This is a genomic window from Streptococcus sp. HMSC072D05 (assembly GCF_001815805.1).
Lineage (GTDB): Bacteria > Bacillota > Bacilli > Lactobacillales > Streptococcaceae > Streptococcus.
This window is the reverse complement of sequence record NZ_KV822044.1, coordinates 22,709-40,202: the sequence shown is the minus strand read 5'-3', so window position 1 is coordinate 40,202 and position 17,494 is coordinate 22,709. Positions and strand designations below refer to the sequence as shown.

Sequence of the window (17,494 nt, the reverse complement as noted above, 5' to 3'; positions counted from 1 at the left end):
GACTGCTTCCTGAGTTTTAGCTTCTTGGATTGCAGCAATGGCTTGGTCAGCAATTGTTAGCAATTGCTTCTTAGCTTCCTTGTTGGATCCAAGCTCAGCGACTTTTTTCTCGATAGCTTTTGTCAAGCTGTCCATAGCCTTATCGTACTCAATTTCCGGTTGTTTTGGTTCGGCTGGTTGCTCAGGCTGGTCAGGTTTCTCAGGTTCTTCTGGCTGTTCCGGTTGCTCTGGACTAGGTTCCTCTTGGCCTCTTTGATAGTTCTCGTCCTTGGATAGGATATCTTGTAGGGCACTGACTGTCAACATGACTTCTTGAACATCCACTGCATCAGCACTGAGTTGATTTCTCAATTTTTCTAGATTTGCTTGGAAAGCTTGGCGTGCAGTAGCCGTATTTTTCAAGCCTGCTGGATCAAAGTTGGACAGATCATCTTTCCATTTTGAGATAGACTGGATGATATCTGCCTTGCTGTAGAGTTCACTACCTTCGCCACGAGTGATGAATTGGTCTACCTGAATACCGATATTTTGAGACAAATCATTTCGATTAGGATCTAGTTGAAGGGTGACTGCGTGCAAGTTTTCGTCCAGACCTTTTAAGCTAACCAGAGTTTGATTGCCTTGGCGTTGGGCTGCACGACCGCTAAAGTATTTCTTACCATCAATAGTTGAAGCATTTCCCATTCCATCTTGGTAAGGAACTTCTTTGCCGTCTAGGAAGACTTTGTAGATACCATGATTTGGATCAACATAGCCCTTTATATCCAGTCCAGTACCGTAGAAGTAGGCTGTGACAGTTGTCTTTTTCTTTTGCTCGTCAGTTAAGCGACCAAAGGAAGCCCAAGACTCCGTTTTTTGGTACTTGTCTGCCGAATTGGTTTCATGGTGCCATCCAGGACTGTAATCCAACTGACTAGCTTGATCATCATAGTTTGTTTGGTCCTTGATTAGCAATTCAGCTTTCATCACTTGAATGGTTGCATCTGTAGCAAAACCGAGCAGGGCACCATCAGTGACAGAAGTGAGCTTGGCTTTGAAGTCAAAGACAGAGTCGGCTTGTTCTGTAAAGTCAATCGTTGGGATGGTCACAGTCTTTTCTGTTTCTCCATCTTTAAAGGTCACATCTTGAGTTGTATCTTGGTAAACTTTACCGTGAACTCCAGTTCCAGGTTCTGTGATGAAGCGCACAGTAGCAGTCCCCTTGCTTCCACCAACACGCTTAATCTTAACAGTGACTGGTTTTCCTTTTTCGACTTCGTAGTTGGTAGACTCGAGTTCAAACATCCCCTTACTATCATTGTTTAGGGTGTAGATTCCTTCTGTAGCAATTGGTTCGCCTGTTTTATTTACAAGAGTAATAGTGTGTTGGCCTGGTGCTAAATCGCCTGTCTCAAAGACTTTTTGGCTGCGTTTACGGCTAGCATTCTTAGTTTGGACATCGGCAACCTTTTGACCATCAACGTAGACGGACATTTCTCCATGACCAGGATCGACTGTAGAGACGACATAGGCCTTGGTTCCTGTGAAGGTATAGCTTGCTTTGGCATCTTTTTGATTGGTCCACATAGAAGTACCACGAACCCCTTCAGATTCATTGTACCAAGTTGTTCCAGCTGTATCTGCCGTTGTGTTTGAGTGGTATTCCAGTCCAAGAGGGTAGCCATCTGTTTTTTCAATGCTGCTTGGTGTCTTGTAGACTGAGAAGTTGGTTAAGATTGGGGTTGCTTGAGCACCGGTGATGGTTACACGGATTTTTTGTGCTTCTACAGGCTTGCCTTGAACCAAGCGACGGTAACCAACGGTCGAACCTTCGCCGTATGTCACCCAGCGACCGTTGATTTCAACTTCAATCTTGAAACCAGAGATACGTTGACCTTTGGCGATGTCTTCTTTGAGTTCAACGACGTCAAAGCGTTTCTTTTGGCCCAAATCTACTGTAAAGCTACCAGTTGTGGCATCATTTGAGAGCGCCCAGCTGGTGTCATCTTTACCGTCTGTGAGGTGGCTTTCCTTGTAGAGGTGGTTTTGACGAGTCGAACTTGCTGTTACGGTGGCACCTTTGGCAAAGTCAGTGGAATACATTTGGTCTAGGGTTGCTTTGAATTCCTTCAAGCGAGCCACATCCGCATCTGCGAATTTTCCTTCTTTATTTGGTGGAATATTGAGAAGGAGTGGGGTTCCACGACCAACGGACTTGAAGTAGATGTCCATCAACTCTTTGAGTGATTTCGGCTGTTGATTGTCATGATAGAACCAGCCCGAACGGATCGAAACATCAGCTTCCCCTACAGAATACATATCACCATCTGGGTCACCATGGTTGAGGTATTCGTTTTTCACATCGTCTGTGATGTTGGCTCTTTTAACTTTATGCCATACAGGGTCACCTGCGATACCCCGTTCATTTCCGATCCAGCGAACGCTTGTCGGTTGAGCAGAGAAGATAGCAATATCTCCTTCAGCTTCTTTGATGTATTTGAACCATTCATCGAAGGTATAGGTTACTTTTTGGGCACCGCTACCACGTGCACCGTCCATCCAAACCTCGATAAATTTCCCTTTATTACCGTATTTTGGATTACCAAGGATTTCTTTCAGCTGGTTGAGATAGTATTGGTTGTATTCTTTTTCGGTTGCGACATGGTATTTTGGATGGTTGGCATCCCATGGTGATAGGTAAACACCCATGTTCATGTCGTACTTGCTAGCAGATTTGGAAACTTCTTCGAGAAGGTCACCCTTTCCATCTTTCCATGGGCTAGCAGCTACGGTATGGTTGGTGTACTTAGAAGGGTAAGCAACGAATCCGTCGTGGTGTTTAACAACCATAATGGTTCGTTTGAAGCCAGTTTCCTTCAGAGTACGAATCCACTGGTCAGTATCCAAGTTGGTTGGATTGAAGTACCGGGGGTCTTCTTTCCCATTTCCCCATTCAGAATTGGTATAGGTGTTCATTCCGTAGTGGATGAAGGCTGCCAATTCTTCCTTGTGGTAATCAAGCTGAGCCTTGCTTGGAAGAGGTCCATGATTGCCAATTTCGGTTTCTTTATCTTCTGGATGAGCCACTGGTGGAGTCGGCGTGGCAGGATTAGTCGTATCAGCGACTGGCTCGTATTCAAAGACGATCTCATTAACACCTTTTTGCTGGATCCTTGCTTCCAGGCTAGCCTTGACTGGACGGTAGCCAGCAATGTCTTTTGCATGGAAGGTGTTGACAAAGGAAACGTCATACTCTTGGCCGTCATTGTTATCAACTGTCGCTTCCGCTAGTTCAGTAGTGGTTCCTTTTTGACGGTAGTAAACTTTGAAGGAGCCTTTGTTGACTTTATAGACCACCTTGATGACACGTGTACCGGCAGGCGCTTTGCTGACAACATTGTAATCTTCAGACCATGTATCTTTTAGCTGTTTATTGACTGCTACGCCATCAATGGATACAATTTCGTATTTGTCTTTATTCTTCTGGTAGAAGTCCGTTTTCTCGATTTCTTTTTTGAAATTATAGTCAAATGGCGAATCAACAGCTGTCTGTTCGATAAAGGTGTCATTATCTTTGACAGGATTTCCTTCTTCGTCTTCGTGTTGGATAACCACACGGCCGTATTCAACTCCCTTGGTCAAGGTAGCAATCCCATCTTGGTTGAAGGAATATTCGTTGCTTCCGATAACAGCTTTCTCATTTCGAAGCATACGTCCTTCATCGGTAAAGTAGTAACGATTTCCGTTATCACCTTGGTACCAGCCTTTCACACCATACTTGGCAATCATGTCCTTAACCCATTTCAGTTGTTCAGGTGAAAGGACGAGTCCGCCACCAAAGCGATCCTTTTCAGCGACACCATTGTCAACGGTTCCGTGTTGATGGACACCCAGAACTTTTCCTTGGCTATCGACAATCCCGCCACCAGACAAACCAGATACAGAAGTGGTTTTATAGGTAATACCGGTTGTTCCCTTATCATCATAGGACTCAACAGATCGGATGGTCCCATCTGCCTTGTAAAGCTGACCGGCTAGGATAGGTTGTTTCAGTTCTTTTGAGCTCGAGTCAGTTGGGTAGCCAATCGTACTGATGGCTTCTCCCGGCTGATGTGTCTTGTGCTCCGCTAAAGGCGCAAAGGTTGCTGCTTTGTTTGGACTAGCAATCGGAAGAGGAATAGGAGCTTCTACAAGAGCAAGGTCGTTCTTATAACCTTTTCCAAACTCTTTCTTGTTCCAGAAATGGATGTCCTTTTCTCTGAATAAAACCGTAGTTCCAGAAGATGGCAGTGAGTTTTTCTTTTCGCTGTTTGAACCAACGTTATAGTAGAACTGGGCAGATTTTCCACCACGAATGTGACCCTCGCCAGTTTCTTTATTTGCCTCTAGGAAGTTATGAGCAACGGTAAGGATCAGGTTAGGTGCTACAAAGATACCTGAGCCTGAAACGAGGTAGCGTTGTTCCCCTGCATTGTAAGTGCTGTAAACCATAGTAGCAGCAGTTGCAGGTTGTCCCTCGTAGTTGATGTGTTTGAGGTCTTGTCCACCGTTAATGATGGCACGGTTTCCGTTCTCAGCTTCTTTTGGAGCTTCTTCCTTGTCCTTTAGAATGCTCTTAGTTTCTACTTTTGGACTAGCTTTCTGGTCAACGATAGTAGTCGTATCGAGTTCTTTGACAGGTGTGTCTGGATAGGCACGGTCCTGAATGTCTTCAGGGAGCAAGTCAGCACTGTTGGTATCTGCAGCAGGTGTTTCTTGTTTTTCAGCTTCTACACGGCCTTCTTCTTTGACTGGTTCAACCTTGGTCTCTTCTATATCTGCTACTTGTTTCATTTGCTGATCTAAATTGGATGTTGTGGCAGGAGACGTTTCGTCTGCACGCACGGTTCCAGAAGCAAAAAATGCCAGTCCGACGATAACAGATGCCACACCTACAGTCAACTTCCGAATGCTAAATGTTTGCCCTTTTTCAAAAAGGTATCGATTCATAATATACTCCTAGTTTTTAGAAAGGCAGTCAGCTACTGCCCAAGCCCAAGTCTGACTTGGTTACAACTTGATTTAATGAAAAAACTCTCTGATAATTTGTAAGCCACCTTACCTCCTGTTTATAAAGCGCTTTCATTTTAAGATAAAAAAATTTAAAAGGTCATTTCTCCCTTAAAATGACTGAAAACTTTTAATATAACAAATATACTAAATTAATGAAAGAATTGCAATAGCAAAAAGCAAAAAAATAAATATAAATTAAAGAAAATCAGTTACTTTTTAAAGAAAAAACGCACCCTTCAGGGATCAAACTAAATGAAAGGATACGTTTTAAAAAGAAATTAGAGTATTTTTTGGAGAGACTCTTGGATGGTTTGGGGGTCTGTTTTGGAAGAGAAGCGCTCAAGGACTTGCCCATCTCGGCCAATGAGAAACTTAGCAAAATTCCATTCGATTCGTTTTCCTAGCGGGCCAGACTTCTGGTCTTTTAGCCAAACATAAAGAGGATCAGCCTCCTTGCCGTTGACCTTAATCTTGGCAAAGCGAGGGAAAGTTGTCTGATAGTGTAGGCTACAGAAACTATTGATTTCCTCTGCGCTGCCAGGTGCTTGTCCCATGAACTGATTGCAAGGGAAATCTAGGATTTCAAAGTCCTTATCTTGATATCGTTCATAGAGTTCTTGAAGCCCCTGGTACTGGGGCGTTAAACCACATCCAGTAGCAGTGTTGACAATCAAGAGAACCTTGCCACGATAGCTCTCCAGGGGAGTTGCTTGGTTATTTTGGTTCAAAACAGAAAAATCATATACACTGGTCATTTTTCTATATTCTCCTTCTGCCTTCCTGATTCAGAGTGTTTCACCTCGTGTTCCGATAAAAAGGCATAGGTCATGGTTCCAAAGATGGCACCAATTCCCAAACCCAAGACTAGTAAAGGTAGCATTTTATCGAACTGGAAGAGGTCATCCCAAAAGGTATCGAGTGGAAGATGCTGAACAAAGAGTTTGTGAAAGGCTGATAAGACAAACAAGCTAATTGGAATACTGATGAATACACCCCAACTATGAACTTTGATTTGGCTTTTGCTGTAGCTTTTATGATGGATTTCGGACGGGTCATCCTTGTCTAAATTTAAGTTGCGAACTGCTAGTCTCGCCCTAGATGAGAGGACGAAGATAAGTCCAAAATAGAGGTAGGGCGTGGCATCTCGAACCAACTCTATGAAGCGTCCAAATAGGAGATAGAACAAGAAGAGTAGGAGGGAGGAGTAAACGATTTGGATCAAGGCACGGGAACAAGCCCTGTAGATTATCTCTTGGCGACATTCATCAAAGGGACCTTGTATGTGAAAGAACAGTTTGAGTAAGCGAGTGGTGAAATCTTCTTTTTTCATGGGAGTAATCTCCTAAATGAGCGATTTTTGATTGACTTCTTTAAAGAGTTGATAGAGAGTATAGAAGTAAACCAAACTAAAAATGATACAGATTATTAGAAATACCAGGTATCTCCAATCCATAGGATTTGTTAAAAGTTGTGGAAAGGATACGAGGATAAAACAGAGAGATGCGTTTAGAAGATGTATTTTTTTTGATTGGATTTTCTGGAATCTCTGTCCCTTGTTCAATACAGGAAGGAATAAAAGAAAGATAATCAAGAAAGGATGCTCAATATGTCCAGAAAGTAGGAAAAAGGTAACAAAGATACTGATAAAAACATGACTGATCAGTAGTCTAGCTAGTGATTTCATAAGGAACCTCCTAGTCGTCTTCTTGGTCTTTCTTGGCTTTTCGAATGCGAAGAGAGACGATAATTTGTATCATCAGTCCAAAAAAGAACGCTCCCAGTATAGTTTTTAAAATATGTTTTGAATTCAGAAGAGAACTGATGAAATTTGAATTTTCACTGGTTAGGGTATCGATGAGTGGCATTATAAAAAATATCGCTATGCCATAGATCAGACCGGCTTTTAGACCAGGAAAATGTAGCTGTTTGCTTTCTTTTTTACTCAGCATTTCGGGATCAATAGCTGTGATGCCCGTTTTCTTGGTTTGAGAGACCACATAGAGGGCAGCCATCATCGAAATGCCAAACACCACGAGAGGATAACCGATAGCGACAATTTGCGGGTATTTATAAGCAAGGACAAAGGGGATGAGGTTGCCAAATGTCATCAGATAAAAGAGGACAATAAAGACCTGATTCCCGATACGATCGGCCTCGCGCCGTTTGTGTTCGTCAAGGGGGCCAGAAATGCCGTATGTGCGTTTGATGAGTTTTTCAGTGAGAGTTTCTTTTTTCATTTGTTTGCTCCTTTTTTAAAAATCGTCTTCCCAAAAGAGGCTATTGAGGTCAGTTTGGAGGCTGCGGGCGAGGTTGAGACAGAGTTCCAGGGTTGGATTGTACTTGTCGTTTTCAATCATGTTGATGGTCTGTCTCGAGACACCGATATCTTTGGCGAGCTCGAGCTGGGAAATGCCCAGTTCCTTGCGGAATTCTTTGACACGATTCATAGGGTCTCCTTTCTGATATGTCGTATATATTTGACTACATTATATTCTTTTGGGGATGAGATGTCAAGTATATATGACATATTTTTGAGAATTATTTTCGAAGAAACTTAGCCTTGTCTGACAAGTGCAAGCTGGTCAGATTTGTGGTAAAATAGATAAGATATGACAAAAGAATTTCATCATGTAACGGTCTTGCTTCATGAAACGATTGATATGCTTGACGTAAAACCTGACGGTATCTACGTTGATGCGACTTTGGGCGGAGCAGGCCATAGCGAATATTTATTAAGTAAATTGAGCGAAAAAGGGCATCTCTATGCCTTTGACCAGGACCAGAATGCCATTGACAATGCGCAAAAACGGTTGGCACCCTATATCGAAAAGGGGATGGTAACCTTTATCAAGGATAACTTCCGTCATTTGCAGGCACGTTTGCAGGAGGCTGGTGTCCAGGAAATTGATGGAATTTGTTATGACTTGGGAGTGTCCAGTCCTCAGCTAGATCAGCGTGAACGTGGCTTTTCTTATAAAAAGGATGCGCCACTGGATATGCGGATGAATCAGGAAGCTCGTCTGACGGCCTATGAGGTGGTCAATCATTATGACTATCATGACTTGGTTCGGATCTTTTTCAAGTATGGTGAGGATAAGTTTTCTAAACAGATAGCTCGTAAGATTGAGCAAGCGCGTGAGGTGAAACCCATTGAGACAACGACGGAGTTGGCAGAGATTATCAAGTCGGCCAAGCCTGCCAAGGAACTCAAGAAAAAGGGACACCCTGCCAAGCAGATTTTCCAAGCTATCCGAATCGAAGTCAATGATGAGCTGGGCGCAGCAGATGAATCCATCCAGCAGGCCATGGACATGCTGGCTCTGGATGGGAGAATCTCGGTCATTACTTTCCATTCGCTGGAAGACCGTTTGACCAAGCAATTATTCAAAGAAGCTTCAACAGTGGAAGTTCCCAAAGGCTTGCCCTTCATTCCAGATGACCTTAAGCCTAAGATGGAATTGGTATCCCGCAAGCCAATCTTGCCAAGTGCTGAAGAGCTAGAAGCCAACAATCGTTCGCATTCAGCCAAGTTGCGCGTGGCTAGAAAAATTCACAAGTAAGAGGAAAAACATGGCAGAAAGAATCGAAAAAACAAGCCAGTTATTGCAAACGAAGTTTAAAGGTTTTTCACGTGTGGAAAGGGCCTTCTATGTTTCGATTGCTGCAACAATGATTATCCTGGCAATTAGCGTTGTGTTCATGCAGACCAAGCTATTACAAGTTCAGAATGAATTGACCAAGGTCAATGCTCAAATCGAAGAAAAGAAAAACGAGCTAGATGATGCCAAGCAAGAGGTCAATGAATTGATTCGTTCAGAACGTTTGAAAGAAATTGCAAACTCTAAGGATTTGCAGCTGAATAACGAGAATATCCGAGCAGCGGAGTAAGAAATGAAACAGTGGAAAGAAAAAATCATCCGTTATGCCGTTCGTAACCGTAAATCTCCAGAAGAAAATCGTCGAAGAGTAGGGAAAAGCCTGAGTTTATTGGCTGTCATACTCTTCGCTGTCTTTTTGGTCAACTTTGCGGTCATTATCGGAACGGGTAAAAAATTTGGTAAGGACTTGGTTCAAGAAGCCAACAAGGTCCATCAAACAACCAAGACGATTCCTGCAAAACGGGGAACCATCTACGATCGTAATGGAACGCCTATTGCTGAGGATGCGACTTCGTATAATATCTATGCCGTTATTGACAAGACCTACAAGTCAGCAACAGGCAAAATTCTCTATGTAGAGGACTCTCAATTTAATAAGGTGGCTGAGATTTTCCATAAGTATCTGGATATGGAAGAGTCTTATGTCAAAGAACAGCTTTCTCAACCAGATCTAAAACAGGTATCCTTTGGGACCAAGGGAAATGGGATCACCTATGCCAATATGATGGCCATAAAAAATGACCTCAAAACTGCTGGCGTTGAGGGAGTTGACTTCACAACTAGTCCTAACCGTAGTTATCCCAATGGACAGTTTGCTTCTTCCTTTATCGGTTTAGCGCAACTCCATGAAAATGAGGATGGCACCAAAAGGTTGATTGGGACATCTGGGTTGGAGAGTTCTTTAAATAGCATTCTTGCAGGTACAGATGGTATTATCACCTATGAGAAGGATCGTCTGGGAAATATTGTTCCGGGTACAGATCAAGCTTCCCAACAAACGGTAGATGGAAAGGATGTATACACAACCCTTTCTAGTCCCTTACAATCCTTTATGGAAACGCAGATGGATGCCTTCCAGGAAAAGGTAAAAGGCAAGTATATGACGGCTACTTTGGTCAGCGCTAAAACAGGGGAAATCCTGGCTACAACTCAACGGCCGACCTTCAATGCCGATACCAAGGATGGCATCACAAAAGACTTTGTCTGGCGTGATATCCTCTATCAAAGTAACTATGAGCCAGGATCGACCATGAAGGTGATGATGTTGGCCTCAGCCATTGATAACAATACCTTCCCTGGTGGCGAATACTTTAACAGTAGCGAATTGAAAATAGCTGATGCGACCATTCGAGACTGGGACGTCAATGAAGGATTGACCAGTGGTGGCACTATGACCTTCTCTCAAGGATTTGCCCACTCAAGTAATATCGGGATGACCTTGCTTGAGCAAAAGATGGGGGATGCAACTTGGTTGGACTACCTTAACCGCTTTAAGTTTGGGGTGCCGACTCGTTTTGGTATGGCGGATGAGTACACAGGCCAATTGCCTGCTGATAACATTGTCAATATTGCTCAGAGTTCATTTGGACAAGGGATCTCTGTCACCCAGACCCAGATGCTTCGTGCCTTTACAGCTATTGCCAACGATGGGGTTATGTTGGAACCGAAATTTATCAGTGCCCTCTATGATCCAAATGACCAGTCTGTTCGTAAGTCTCAAAAGGAAATTGTCGGAAATCCTGTGTCAAAAGCAGCAGCGTCCTCTACTCGGGAGCACATGGTCATGGTCGGAACAGATCCTGTCTACGGTACCATGTACAACCACAGCACAGGAAAGCCGAATGTCAATGTTCCGGGGCAAAATGTTGCTCTGAAATCCGGGACTGCTCAGATTGCCGATGAGAAGAATGGGGGCTACCTGACAGGTGAAACCAACTATATCTTCTCTGTTGTGTCAATGCATCCTGCAGAAAATCCTGACTTTATCCTCTATGTAACGGTGCAACAGCCAGAGCATTATTCAGGTGTTCAGCTTGGGGAGTTTGCCAACCCAATCCTTGAGCGAGCTTCTGCCACGAAAGAATCCCTCAATCTTCAGTCAACTGCCAAGAGCTTGGATCAGGTCAGCAAGACGACAAGTTATGCCATGCCAGCTACCAAGGACTTTACTCCGGGTGACCTAGCAGAGGAATTGCGTCGCAACCTTGTCCAACCAATCGTTATCGGAACAGGAACCAAGATCAAGGAACTCTCGGTTTCTGAAGGAGATAATTTGGAAGCCAATCAGCAAATCTTGATCCTGTCAGATAAGGTCGAAGAAATGCCTGATATGTACGGCTGGACAGATGAAAATGTGCAAACATTTGCCAAATGGCTGAATATAGAAGTCGAGTGGGAAGGTAGTGGCAAAACGGTCAAGAAACAAAGTGTCCGTGCCAATACAGCCCTCAAAGACATTAAAAAAATGAAAGTAACTTTAGGAGATTAAGATGATTAGTTCCATTAGTGCTGGAATTCTAGCCTTTCTATTGACCTTGATAGGTATTCCAGCCTTTATCCGATTTTATCGAAAAGCACAGATTACGGGACAGCAGATGCACGAGGATGTCAAGCAACACCAAGCTAAAGCTGGGACTCCAACCATGGGAGGTCTTGTCTTCCTGATTGTTGCAGTTGTTGTGAGCTTCCTTGTCGCTCTCTTTACCCAACAATTGACCAACAATGTAGGCATGATTTTGTTTATCTTGGTTTTGTATGGTTTGGTAGGTTTTTTGGATGATTTCCTCAAGGTCTTTCGTAAAATCAACGAAGGCTTAAATCCCAAGCAAAAACTTGCTCTCCAGCTGCTTGGAGGAGTGATTTTCTACCTCTTTTATGAACGTGGTGGCGATATGCTTTCAGTCTTTGGCTACCAAGTACATCTGGGTATTTTCTATATTTTCTTTGCCCTTTTCTGGCTAGTTGGCTTTTCAAATGCGGTGAATCTGACTGACGGGATCGACGGCTTAGCAAGTATTTCCGTGGTGATTAGCCTGTCTGCCTATGGTGTGATTGCTTATATGCAAAATCAACTGGATATTCTTCTTGTGATTCTAGCCATGATTGGTGGTTTGCTAGGTTTCTTCGTCTTTAACCACAAGCCTGCCAAGGTTTTCATGGGAGATGTGGGAAGTTTGGCTCTAGGTGGGATGTTGGCAGCAATCTCCATGGCCCTCCACCAAGAATGGACCCTTTTACTGATTGGGATTATCTATGTCTTTGAGACAAGCTCTGTTATGATGCAGGTTACCTACTTCAAACTTAGTGGTGGAAAGCGTATTTTCCGTATGACACCTGTGCATCATCATTTTGAGCTTGGAGGATTCTCAGGTAAGGGCAATCCTTGGAGCGAGTGGAAGGTTGATTTCTTCTTTTGGGGAGTTGGGCTCCTAGCAAGTCTCTTGACCCTAGCCTTTTTATACCTACTGTAAAACTAACTTTTGATGACAAAATAAAACAGGATGAAGGGAATCTTCATCCTGTTTTTGTGTGCTTAAAGGTTAGTTGGAGTCATCCTTTCTTCCTTTTAACATAAAAGTGGCTGTAAGGGCTAGGCTGAGTCCTGCTATGAAGAGGAGTGGGTTGGACGCTTCTCCTGTTGCTGGAAGTTCTTCTTTAGGAGAATGATTTCCAGCTTTCGCAAGGATCGGACTAGCTGAAAGTTGTTCAGCCTCGTGTGCCAAGGTTTCTTCATCTGAAGCACTTGGTTTTTCCTCAGTGTTAGAGCTTGTTCCAGTAGCTTGATAGACGACAGCATAGGTACTGAAATGATTAGTGATGAATTCTACCTTTCCGTCTCGAACGTCGAAATCAAGGGCTTGCAACTCCTTGGTCGGAGTGATGTAGTAGATATTTTCGACGCTAGCTGAAATAGGCAAGCGAACCAAGACAGAGCCTTTTGGCTGCAAGCTATGATCGGTTGGATTTTTAAGCTGTAGGTCGTAAGCATCATAGGTCTTGCCAAAGAGTTCTTGAGCTAGGACACGTCGGCTAGAAACGTGAGAAATTCCTTCTAAGTCGCTGGCTCCACCGATGATTTCTACTCCAGTCTTTTTATCTTTTAAGACTTGAACTGGATAGTCAGGAAGGCTAAGGCTTGGAGCAGCCTGATCCCCACTAGTTCCGATAGGTTTGGTGTATTCAGGTTTTTCAACAGTAGGTGCTTCCTCTTGACCTGCTGTTCCGATCGGTTCGGTGTATTCAGGCTTATCTACAGTAGGAGGCTCATCCTGTCCTACGGTCCCGATAGAATCGGTGTATTCAGGCTTTTCTACAGTAGGAGACTCTTCTTGCCCCGCCGTTCCGATAGGATCGGTGTATTCCGGAATTTCTACAGTGGGTGGCACTTCTTGCCCTGCAGTCCCGATAGGCTCAGTGTATTCAGGAATGTCAACAGTAGGAGCTGGCTCGTCCCCCTTGCTTGTAGTTGGCTGACTCTCGTCAACCTTTTTCTCATCCTTTTTAGTAAAGACGGCCACGATAGGGCTGCTTGTGGTATTTCCTTGAATGGTATAAGCTTCAATGGCATTTCCAGCTTTGCGATTGGTTTCGTCAGGGATTGGGATTTGAACTTGATTGTCTTGGATTGATAGGATAGTCTGATCCCCACTGGTAACCAGATGCGTTTCATCCACCTTACGCAAAACTAGAGGATCTTTGACACCTGGGAAGGTCACTGCGATGGCTTCCCAATCTCCAGCTGGTAGGCTTAAGGAAATGGTTTTGTCATTTTCCTTAAGAGGTGCGATACTTGGGCTATCTAAACCAACAGCTGGAGCTTTGATGATATCAAAGGAGTCTAGAGAGATTTTCTTGCGACCTTCTGGCGAATCTGGATCAACTTGTAATGTCAGGGTATGCGGACCGTCAGTGAGATTTGTAAATTCGCCAATAAAAGCTCTCTTTTCAGTTGCACCTGAAGTGTAGAAGTCTAGACTTGGCATTTCTTTGCCATCTAGTGTAACACGTGCTCGTCCAAGAGCGAGGCTCTTTAAGCCAAAGATACGAATACCCGTCCCTGTAAAGGAAATAGTTGCCTGAGCTTCTGAAGCTGCACTAGAGTCGCTGTTGTTAATATCAGCGTATTTTTCCGTACCTCCGTAGAGTTCAGGGTCAGACCAGTCCTTAAACTGGGCACCATACTGGATGCGCGAATCGCGATCATCTATTTTTTCAATCGTATTGCCTGTTCCTGCTAGGATCTTGAAGTAGTCTAATGAAATTTTCGAGCGCTCACTACCACGTCCTTTGTGCTCACGTTTAACACTAAGAGTCAATGTGTGAGGTCCGTCAGATAGTCCTGCGAAGCGACCAATGAGACTACCTTTTTCAGTTGCTCCAGCAGTATGGAAGTCAAGCTCCCCGACTTCTTTGCCATCAATTTTAGCAGTGGCAAGACCTAGTTCAGACGATTTCAGTCCATAGATTTCGATACCAACGCCAGTGAAAGGAATGGTAGCAGTGAGATCTTCGTCTGTGTAGTCTCCTTTTGAAAGGTCAGCAAATTTCTCTGTTCCTCCAAATAATTCTGAGTCTGCCCAGTTTCCAAAGGCAGCTCCGTACTGGATGCGGCTATCTCGGTCGTCCATCAACTCGCTATAGGTTTCGACAGTGGCCTGTTCAGAAACTTGTGTGGAAACTTCGCCCAGCATAGCCTTGACAGTATAAGTATAGGCGAGTTGAGGATTTAGTGATCGGTCAATAAAGTGGGTTTGATTGGTTACAAATTCTCTGGTCGCAGAGGTTTGGCCAGTTTCGTCTTTCACTTGTCTTTGGATGACATAGTGGGTAGCGCCTTCTACTTGGTTGAAGGTAAGTTCGGCAGTGACTCCATTTTGTCGAACGGCTGTCAGACTGGTCACACGGCCAGGGAAATGTTCAAAGGTAATGACGTCACCTTTTTGCGTTGCAAGCTGGATACGATTATCTTTAAGGATCGTTGCCTTGACTGGTTTGCCATTGACCTTGATTTGGCTAGCTTCGATATTTGGATAATCTACAACCAGGTCTCCACCGACATTTGAAAGGAAGGACAAGCTTTGCAGGTTTTTATCTTTCCACTTCATGCTGACTTCAAAGTTACCACGGGCAACCAAGCCAGAAACTTGACCGTCTTTCCATGCATCTGGAAGGGCTGGCAATGGTGCAATATAGCCAGTGTGTGATTGGAGAAGCATTTCTGCCATCCCACTGGTCGCTCCAAAGTTTCCGTCGATTTGGAAAGGCGCGTGGGTATCCCAAAGGTTTTCTAGAGTTGAGTACTTGAGCTGTTCAGCGAGTAAGCGATGGGCACGGTTACCGTCCAGCAGACGAGCCCAGAGGTTGATTTTATTGGCCTTAGACCAACCAGTCCCCCCATCTCCACGGTGATTCAAGGTAGCACGCGCAGCCTCTAGGTATTCAGCCTGGTCCTTGCTAAAGAGCGTACCTGGGAAGAGACCAACTAGATGGGAAACGTGGCGGTGGTGATTTTCAATCCCTTCATTGGTGAATTGCGGACTGTCTTCTTCGTACCATTCTTTGATACGGCCCTCTTTATTGATGTGAAGTGGTTTAAGTTTGTCAAATTTAGCCTTGACCTCTGTGACTAAGTCTTTGTCGACATTCAGATGGTTGGCAACTTCCATGTAGTCGTGGAATAGCTGCCAGACTAGCGATTGGTCAAAGGTATTTCCGATGGTGATGGTACCGTGTTCTGGTGAGTAGGATGGAGAAGACACCCAACGGTCACTGGCCTGGTCATAGTGCAAGAAGGAGTTCCAGAACTTGGCAGTCTCTTTCAACATAGGATAGATCTTTTCTTTGAGATAGGTCTCATCCTTGGTGAATTTGTAGTAGTCATAGACATTCTGCATCATCCAAGCGTTGGCTGCTGGAGACCAACCCCAATAGTAATTCCAGCCTGGAGTAGTCCAGCCAAATGGTGTCGCCTGGGTGTGGACCAGCCAACCATTTTCTTGTCCGTCTTTGGATTCGATACCTGCGTATTCCTTGGCAGCGATACGGCCATAATAGCGCATGTCATCAATGTAATTGATCATTGGCTTGGCAGTTTCAGCAAGGTTGCTCATGTAAGCTGGCCAATAGTTCATTTGCAAATTGACATTGAGGTGGTAGTCAGCGTTCCAAGGTGGATTGTCTACAGCGTTCCAGACTCCTTGGAGGTTGGCAGGAAGAGCATCTGTCCGATCACGAGACGAACTGATGAGTAGATATCGGCCATATTGGAAGAAGAGTTCTTCCAATTTTTGCCCTTTTTCTGGGTTATAGCCTTGAAGGGCCTCTTTTGTCGTTTGAGTAGTCTTGGTTCCGCCTAGATTTAGTTTAACGCGGTTAAAGAGACTTTGATAGTCCTTGATATGGGCCTTTTCAGTGTCTCGTAGTCTTTGGCCTTAGCTGCTTCGACAATCCCTTTAACTGTTTTTTCGAGGTCAATGTCTTTTCGATAGTTGGTTTTTGGATTCTGAGCAAAGTTAGTCTTGGCACTGAGATAGAGGGTCGCATAACTTGCGCCTGTAACGGTTAGAGTTTCGTCCTGAACAGTCACCTTTCCGTCCGTTTTAATTCCTAGATAGGATGCAAATTGAAGGCCGTTATCTTTGACAGTCCCCTTTAGAAGGATCCCATGTTCATCTGTAGTGACATGTCCGTTCTTATAGTTGGAATATTCCCAAGAGTAGTCACCATTAGCAAGCAAGTCCTCTGTCAAGCTGTTCCAAAGGGTAAAGTCAAGCGTCTTGTTTCCTTTTTGGTCAAGTGGGTCACAGTGACATCATCAGGATAGCTGGAGAAGGTTTCGCGTTTGAAGGTCGTCCCATCTTGGGTGTAAGAAGTGGTCGTAGTAGCTTCTGTGATATCTAAACCACGGTGATAATCTGTTACTGTATCCAACCCCTTTTTCTGGTTATTGAAGACCATAAAAATATCACCAAAGGCTAGGTAACGACCATATTGGGCGTTGTTTGGTCCGACTAGATTTTGTTCAGCCAGTTGTTTGGCTTTTTGGCGGTCTCCATCTTCTAGAGCTTTACGAATCTCCGCCAAGACCTTGTAGCGATCCTTGTAGTTCCCTCCATTATAGTCGCTACTGTCGGGTTGGGGACCTCCTGACCAGAGAGTCTTTTCGTTGTACTGAATTCTTTCTTCACCAATTAGACCAAAGACCTTGGCTCCCATCTCGCCATTTCCGACTGGGAGAGCTTGTTTTTCCCATCCATCATAGGAAGGGGGTGTTGGTTGATTGTAGTTGAGTTGATAGTTTTCTTGCTTTGTCACGGGCTGATCTGCTTTTTCAGGTTCCTTATTTGCTTTAGCTTCTACAATGGCTTCTTCACTAGCTTGACTATTTGTCTTCGGAGTCTCCACAGCTGGCTTGCTTTCGGAACTTGGAGTCTCAACTAGAGCTGGTTTAGTGGTCTCGGTCGGTTCAATCTGCTCTGATCCACTATCAGGTTTAGTTGTAGTCTCTACAATACTTGGGTCATTTTGTTGCACTTCAATACCATCAGCTGAGACTGTATGACTGGATAGAAAAACAGCCCCCAGTAAAACAGAAGCAGTCCCAACAGTCAGCTTGCGGATGCTATAGCGACAGGATTTCTCCCAAAATCTTTTATCCATAGAAATCTCCTTTAGTATTTGGAATCGCTTACATTTTGTAAAACAAATCCCTATATTTTTGTTTCTATTCACCTCCCATTCTACTGGTCATCTAGCATTTGTCAATAGCTTTTTAGCAAGAGACATATTTGTTGTTGTTTTTTCTT

10 protein-coding genes and 1 pseudogene are annotated in these 17,494 nt (G+C 44.1%); 4 read left to right on the top strand and 7 right to left on the bottom strand.

From position 1 onward, the window contains the following. The 6 genes from HMPREF3057_RS09720 to HMPREF3057_RS09695 all read right to left on the bottom strand — a co-directional run. The coding region (locus tag HMPREF3057_RS09720) for an alpha-L-fucosidase (protein ID WP_070697444.1) at window positions 1–4,968 on the bottom strand (4,968 nt) is incomplete at its 3' end. 341 nt (window positions 4,969–5,309) lie between these two features. Then, window positions 5,310–5,786: a glutathione peroxidase gene (locus HMPREF3057_RS09715; protein ID WP_070697442.1), complete on the bottom strand. Its 477-nt coding sequence runs from the start codon at window positions 5,784–5,786 to the stop codon at window positions 5,310–5,312. Next, window positions 5,783–6,361, bottom strand: coding sequence for a DUF3278 domain-containing protein (locus HMPREF3057_RS09710; protein ID WP_070697439.1), 579 nt, complete (start codon window positions 6,359–6,361; stop codon window positions 5,783–5,785). Before HMPREF3057_RS09710 ends, HMPREF3057_RS09715 begins: the two co-directional genes overlap by 4 nt. Window positions 6,362–6,373: 12 nt before the next feature. Further along, complete coding sequence (locus tag HMPREF3057_RS09705; protein ID WP_070697437.1) at window positions 6,374–6,715, bottom strand: hypothetical protein; 342 nt, start codon at window positions 6,713–6,715, stop codon at window positions 6,374–6,376. Between the two features lie 10 nt (window positions 6,716–6,725). Further along, window positions 6,726–7,268 carry a DUF3278 domain-containing protein gene (locus HMPREF3057_RS10125; RefSeq protein WP_083312834.1) on the bottom strand — a complete coding sequence of 181 codons (543 nt, stop codon included), beginning with the start codon at window positions 7,266–7,268 and terminating at the stop codon, window positions 6,726–6,728. A 15-nt stretch (window positions 7,269–7,283) separates the two neighbouring features. Then, entirely contained in the window at window positions 7,284–7,478 is a 195-nt protein-coding gene (locus HMPREF3057_RS09695; protein ID WP_001082470.1) for a helix-turn-helix transcriptional regulator, read from the bottom strand. A gap of 162 nt (window positions 7,479–7,640) precedes the next feature. On the opposite strand from HMPREF3057_RS09695, the gene rsmH reads away from it, so the two are divergent. From rsmH to mraY, 4 genes are read left to right on the top strand one after another with little or no spacing between them, the layout of a single operon-like run. Next, complete coding sequence (gene rsmH / locus HMPREF3057_RS09690) at window positions 7,641–8,591, top strand: 16S rRNA (cytosine(1402)-N(4))-methyltransferase RsmH (RefSeq protein WP_000159386.1); 951 nt, start codon at window positions 7,641–7,643, stop codon at window positions 8,589–8,591. A 10-nt stretch (window positions 8,592–8,601) separates the two neighbouring features. After that, the gene (ftsL, locus tag HMPREF3057_RS09685; RefSeq protein ID WP_070697434.1) at window positions 8,602–8,919 is read left to right on the top strand and encodes a cell division protein FtsL; all 318 of its coding nucleotides are present in this window, start codon (window positions 8,602–8,604) and stop codon (window positions 8,917–8,919) included. 3 nt (window positions 8,920–8,922) lie between these two features. Further along, on the top strand, window positions 8,923–11,178 hold the full coding sequence (gene pbp2X / locus HMPREF3057_RS09680) for a penicillin-binding protein PBP2X (protein ID WP_070697432.1): 2,256 nt from the start codon (window positions 8,923–8,925) through the stop codon (window positions 11,176–11,178). A 1-nt stretch (window position 11,179) separates the two neighbouring features. Beyond that, window positions 11,180–12,160 carry a phospho-N-acetylmuramoyl-pentapeptide-transferase gene (gene mraY / locus HMPREF3057_RS09675; protein ID WP_049505153.1) on the top strand — a complete coding sequence of 327 codons (981 nt, stop codon included), beginning with the start codon at window positions 11,180–11,182 and terminating at the stop codon, window positions 12,158–12,160. 69 nt (window positions 12,161–12,229) lie between these two features. On the opposite strand, the pseudogene HMPREF3057_RS10120 reads toward mraY, so the two are convergent. Continuing rightward, window positions 12,230–17,348 (bottom strand): annotated as a pseudogene (locus HMPREF3057_RS10120) (SIALI-17 repeat-containing surface protein). Between the last annotated feature and the right edge of the window lie 146 nt (window positions 17,349–17,494).

Excerpts from the sequence above, each read along its gene's own strand:
- ftsL (WP_070697434.1), top strand. The coding sequence starts at position 8,602 with ATGGCAGAAAGAATCGAAAAAACAAGCCAGTTATTGCAAACGAAGTTT.
- mraY (WP_049505153.1), top strand. The coding sequence starts at position 11,180 with ATGATTAGTTCCATTAGTGCTGGAATTCTAGCCTTTCTATTGACCTTG.
- pbp2X (WP_070697432.1), top strand. The coding sequence starts at position 8,923 with ATGAAACAGTGGAAAGAAAAAATCATCCGTTATGCCGTTCGTAACCGT.
- HMPREF3057_RS09695 (WP_001082470.1), bottom strand. The coding sequence starts at position 7,478 with ATGAATCGTGTCAAAGAATTCCGCAAGGAACTGGGCATTTCCCAGCTC.
- HMPREF3057_RS09710 (WP_070697439.1), bottom strand. The coding sequence starts at position 6,361 with ATGAAAAAAGAAGATTTCACCACTCGCTTACTCAAACTGTTCTTTCAC.
- rsmH (WP_000159386.1), top strand. The coding sequence starts at position 7,641 with ATGACAAAAGAATTTCATCATGTAACGGTCTTGCTTCATGAAACGATT.
- HMPREF3057_RS09715 (WP_070697442.1), bottom strand. The coding sequence starts at position 5,786 with ATGACCAGTGTATATGATTTTTCTGTTTTGAACCAAAATAACCAAGCA.
- HMPREF3057_RS09705 (WP_070697437.1), bottom strand. The coding sequence starts at position 6,715 with ATGAAATCACTAGCTAGACTACTGATCAGTCATGTTTTTATCAGTATC.
- HMPREF3057_RS10125 (WP_083312834.1), bottom strand. The coding sequence starts at position 7,268 with ATGAAAAAAGAAACTCTCACTGAAAAACTCATCAAACGCACATACGGC.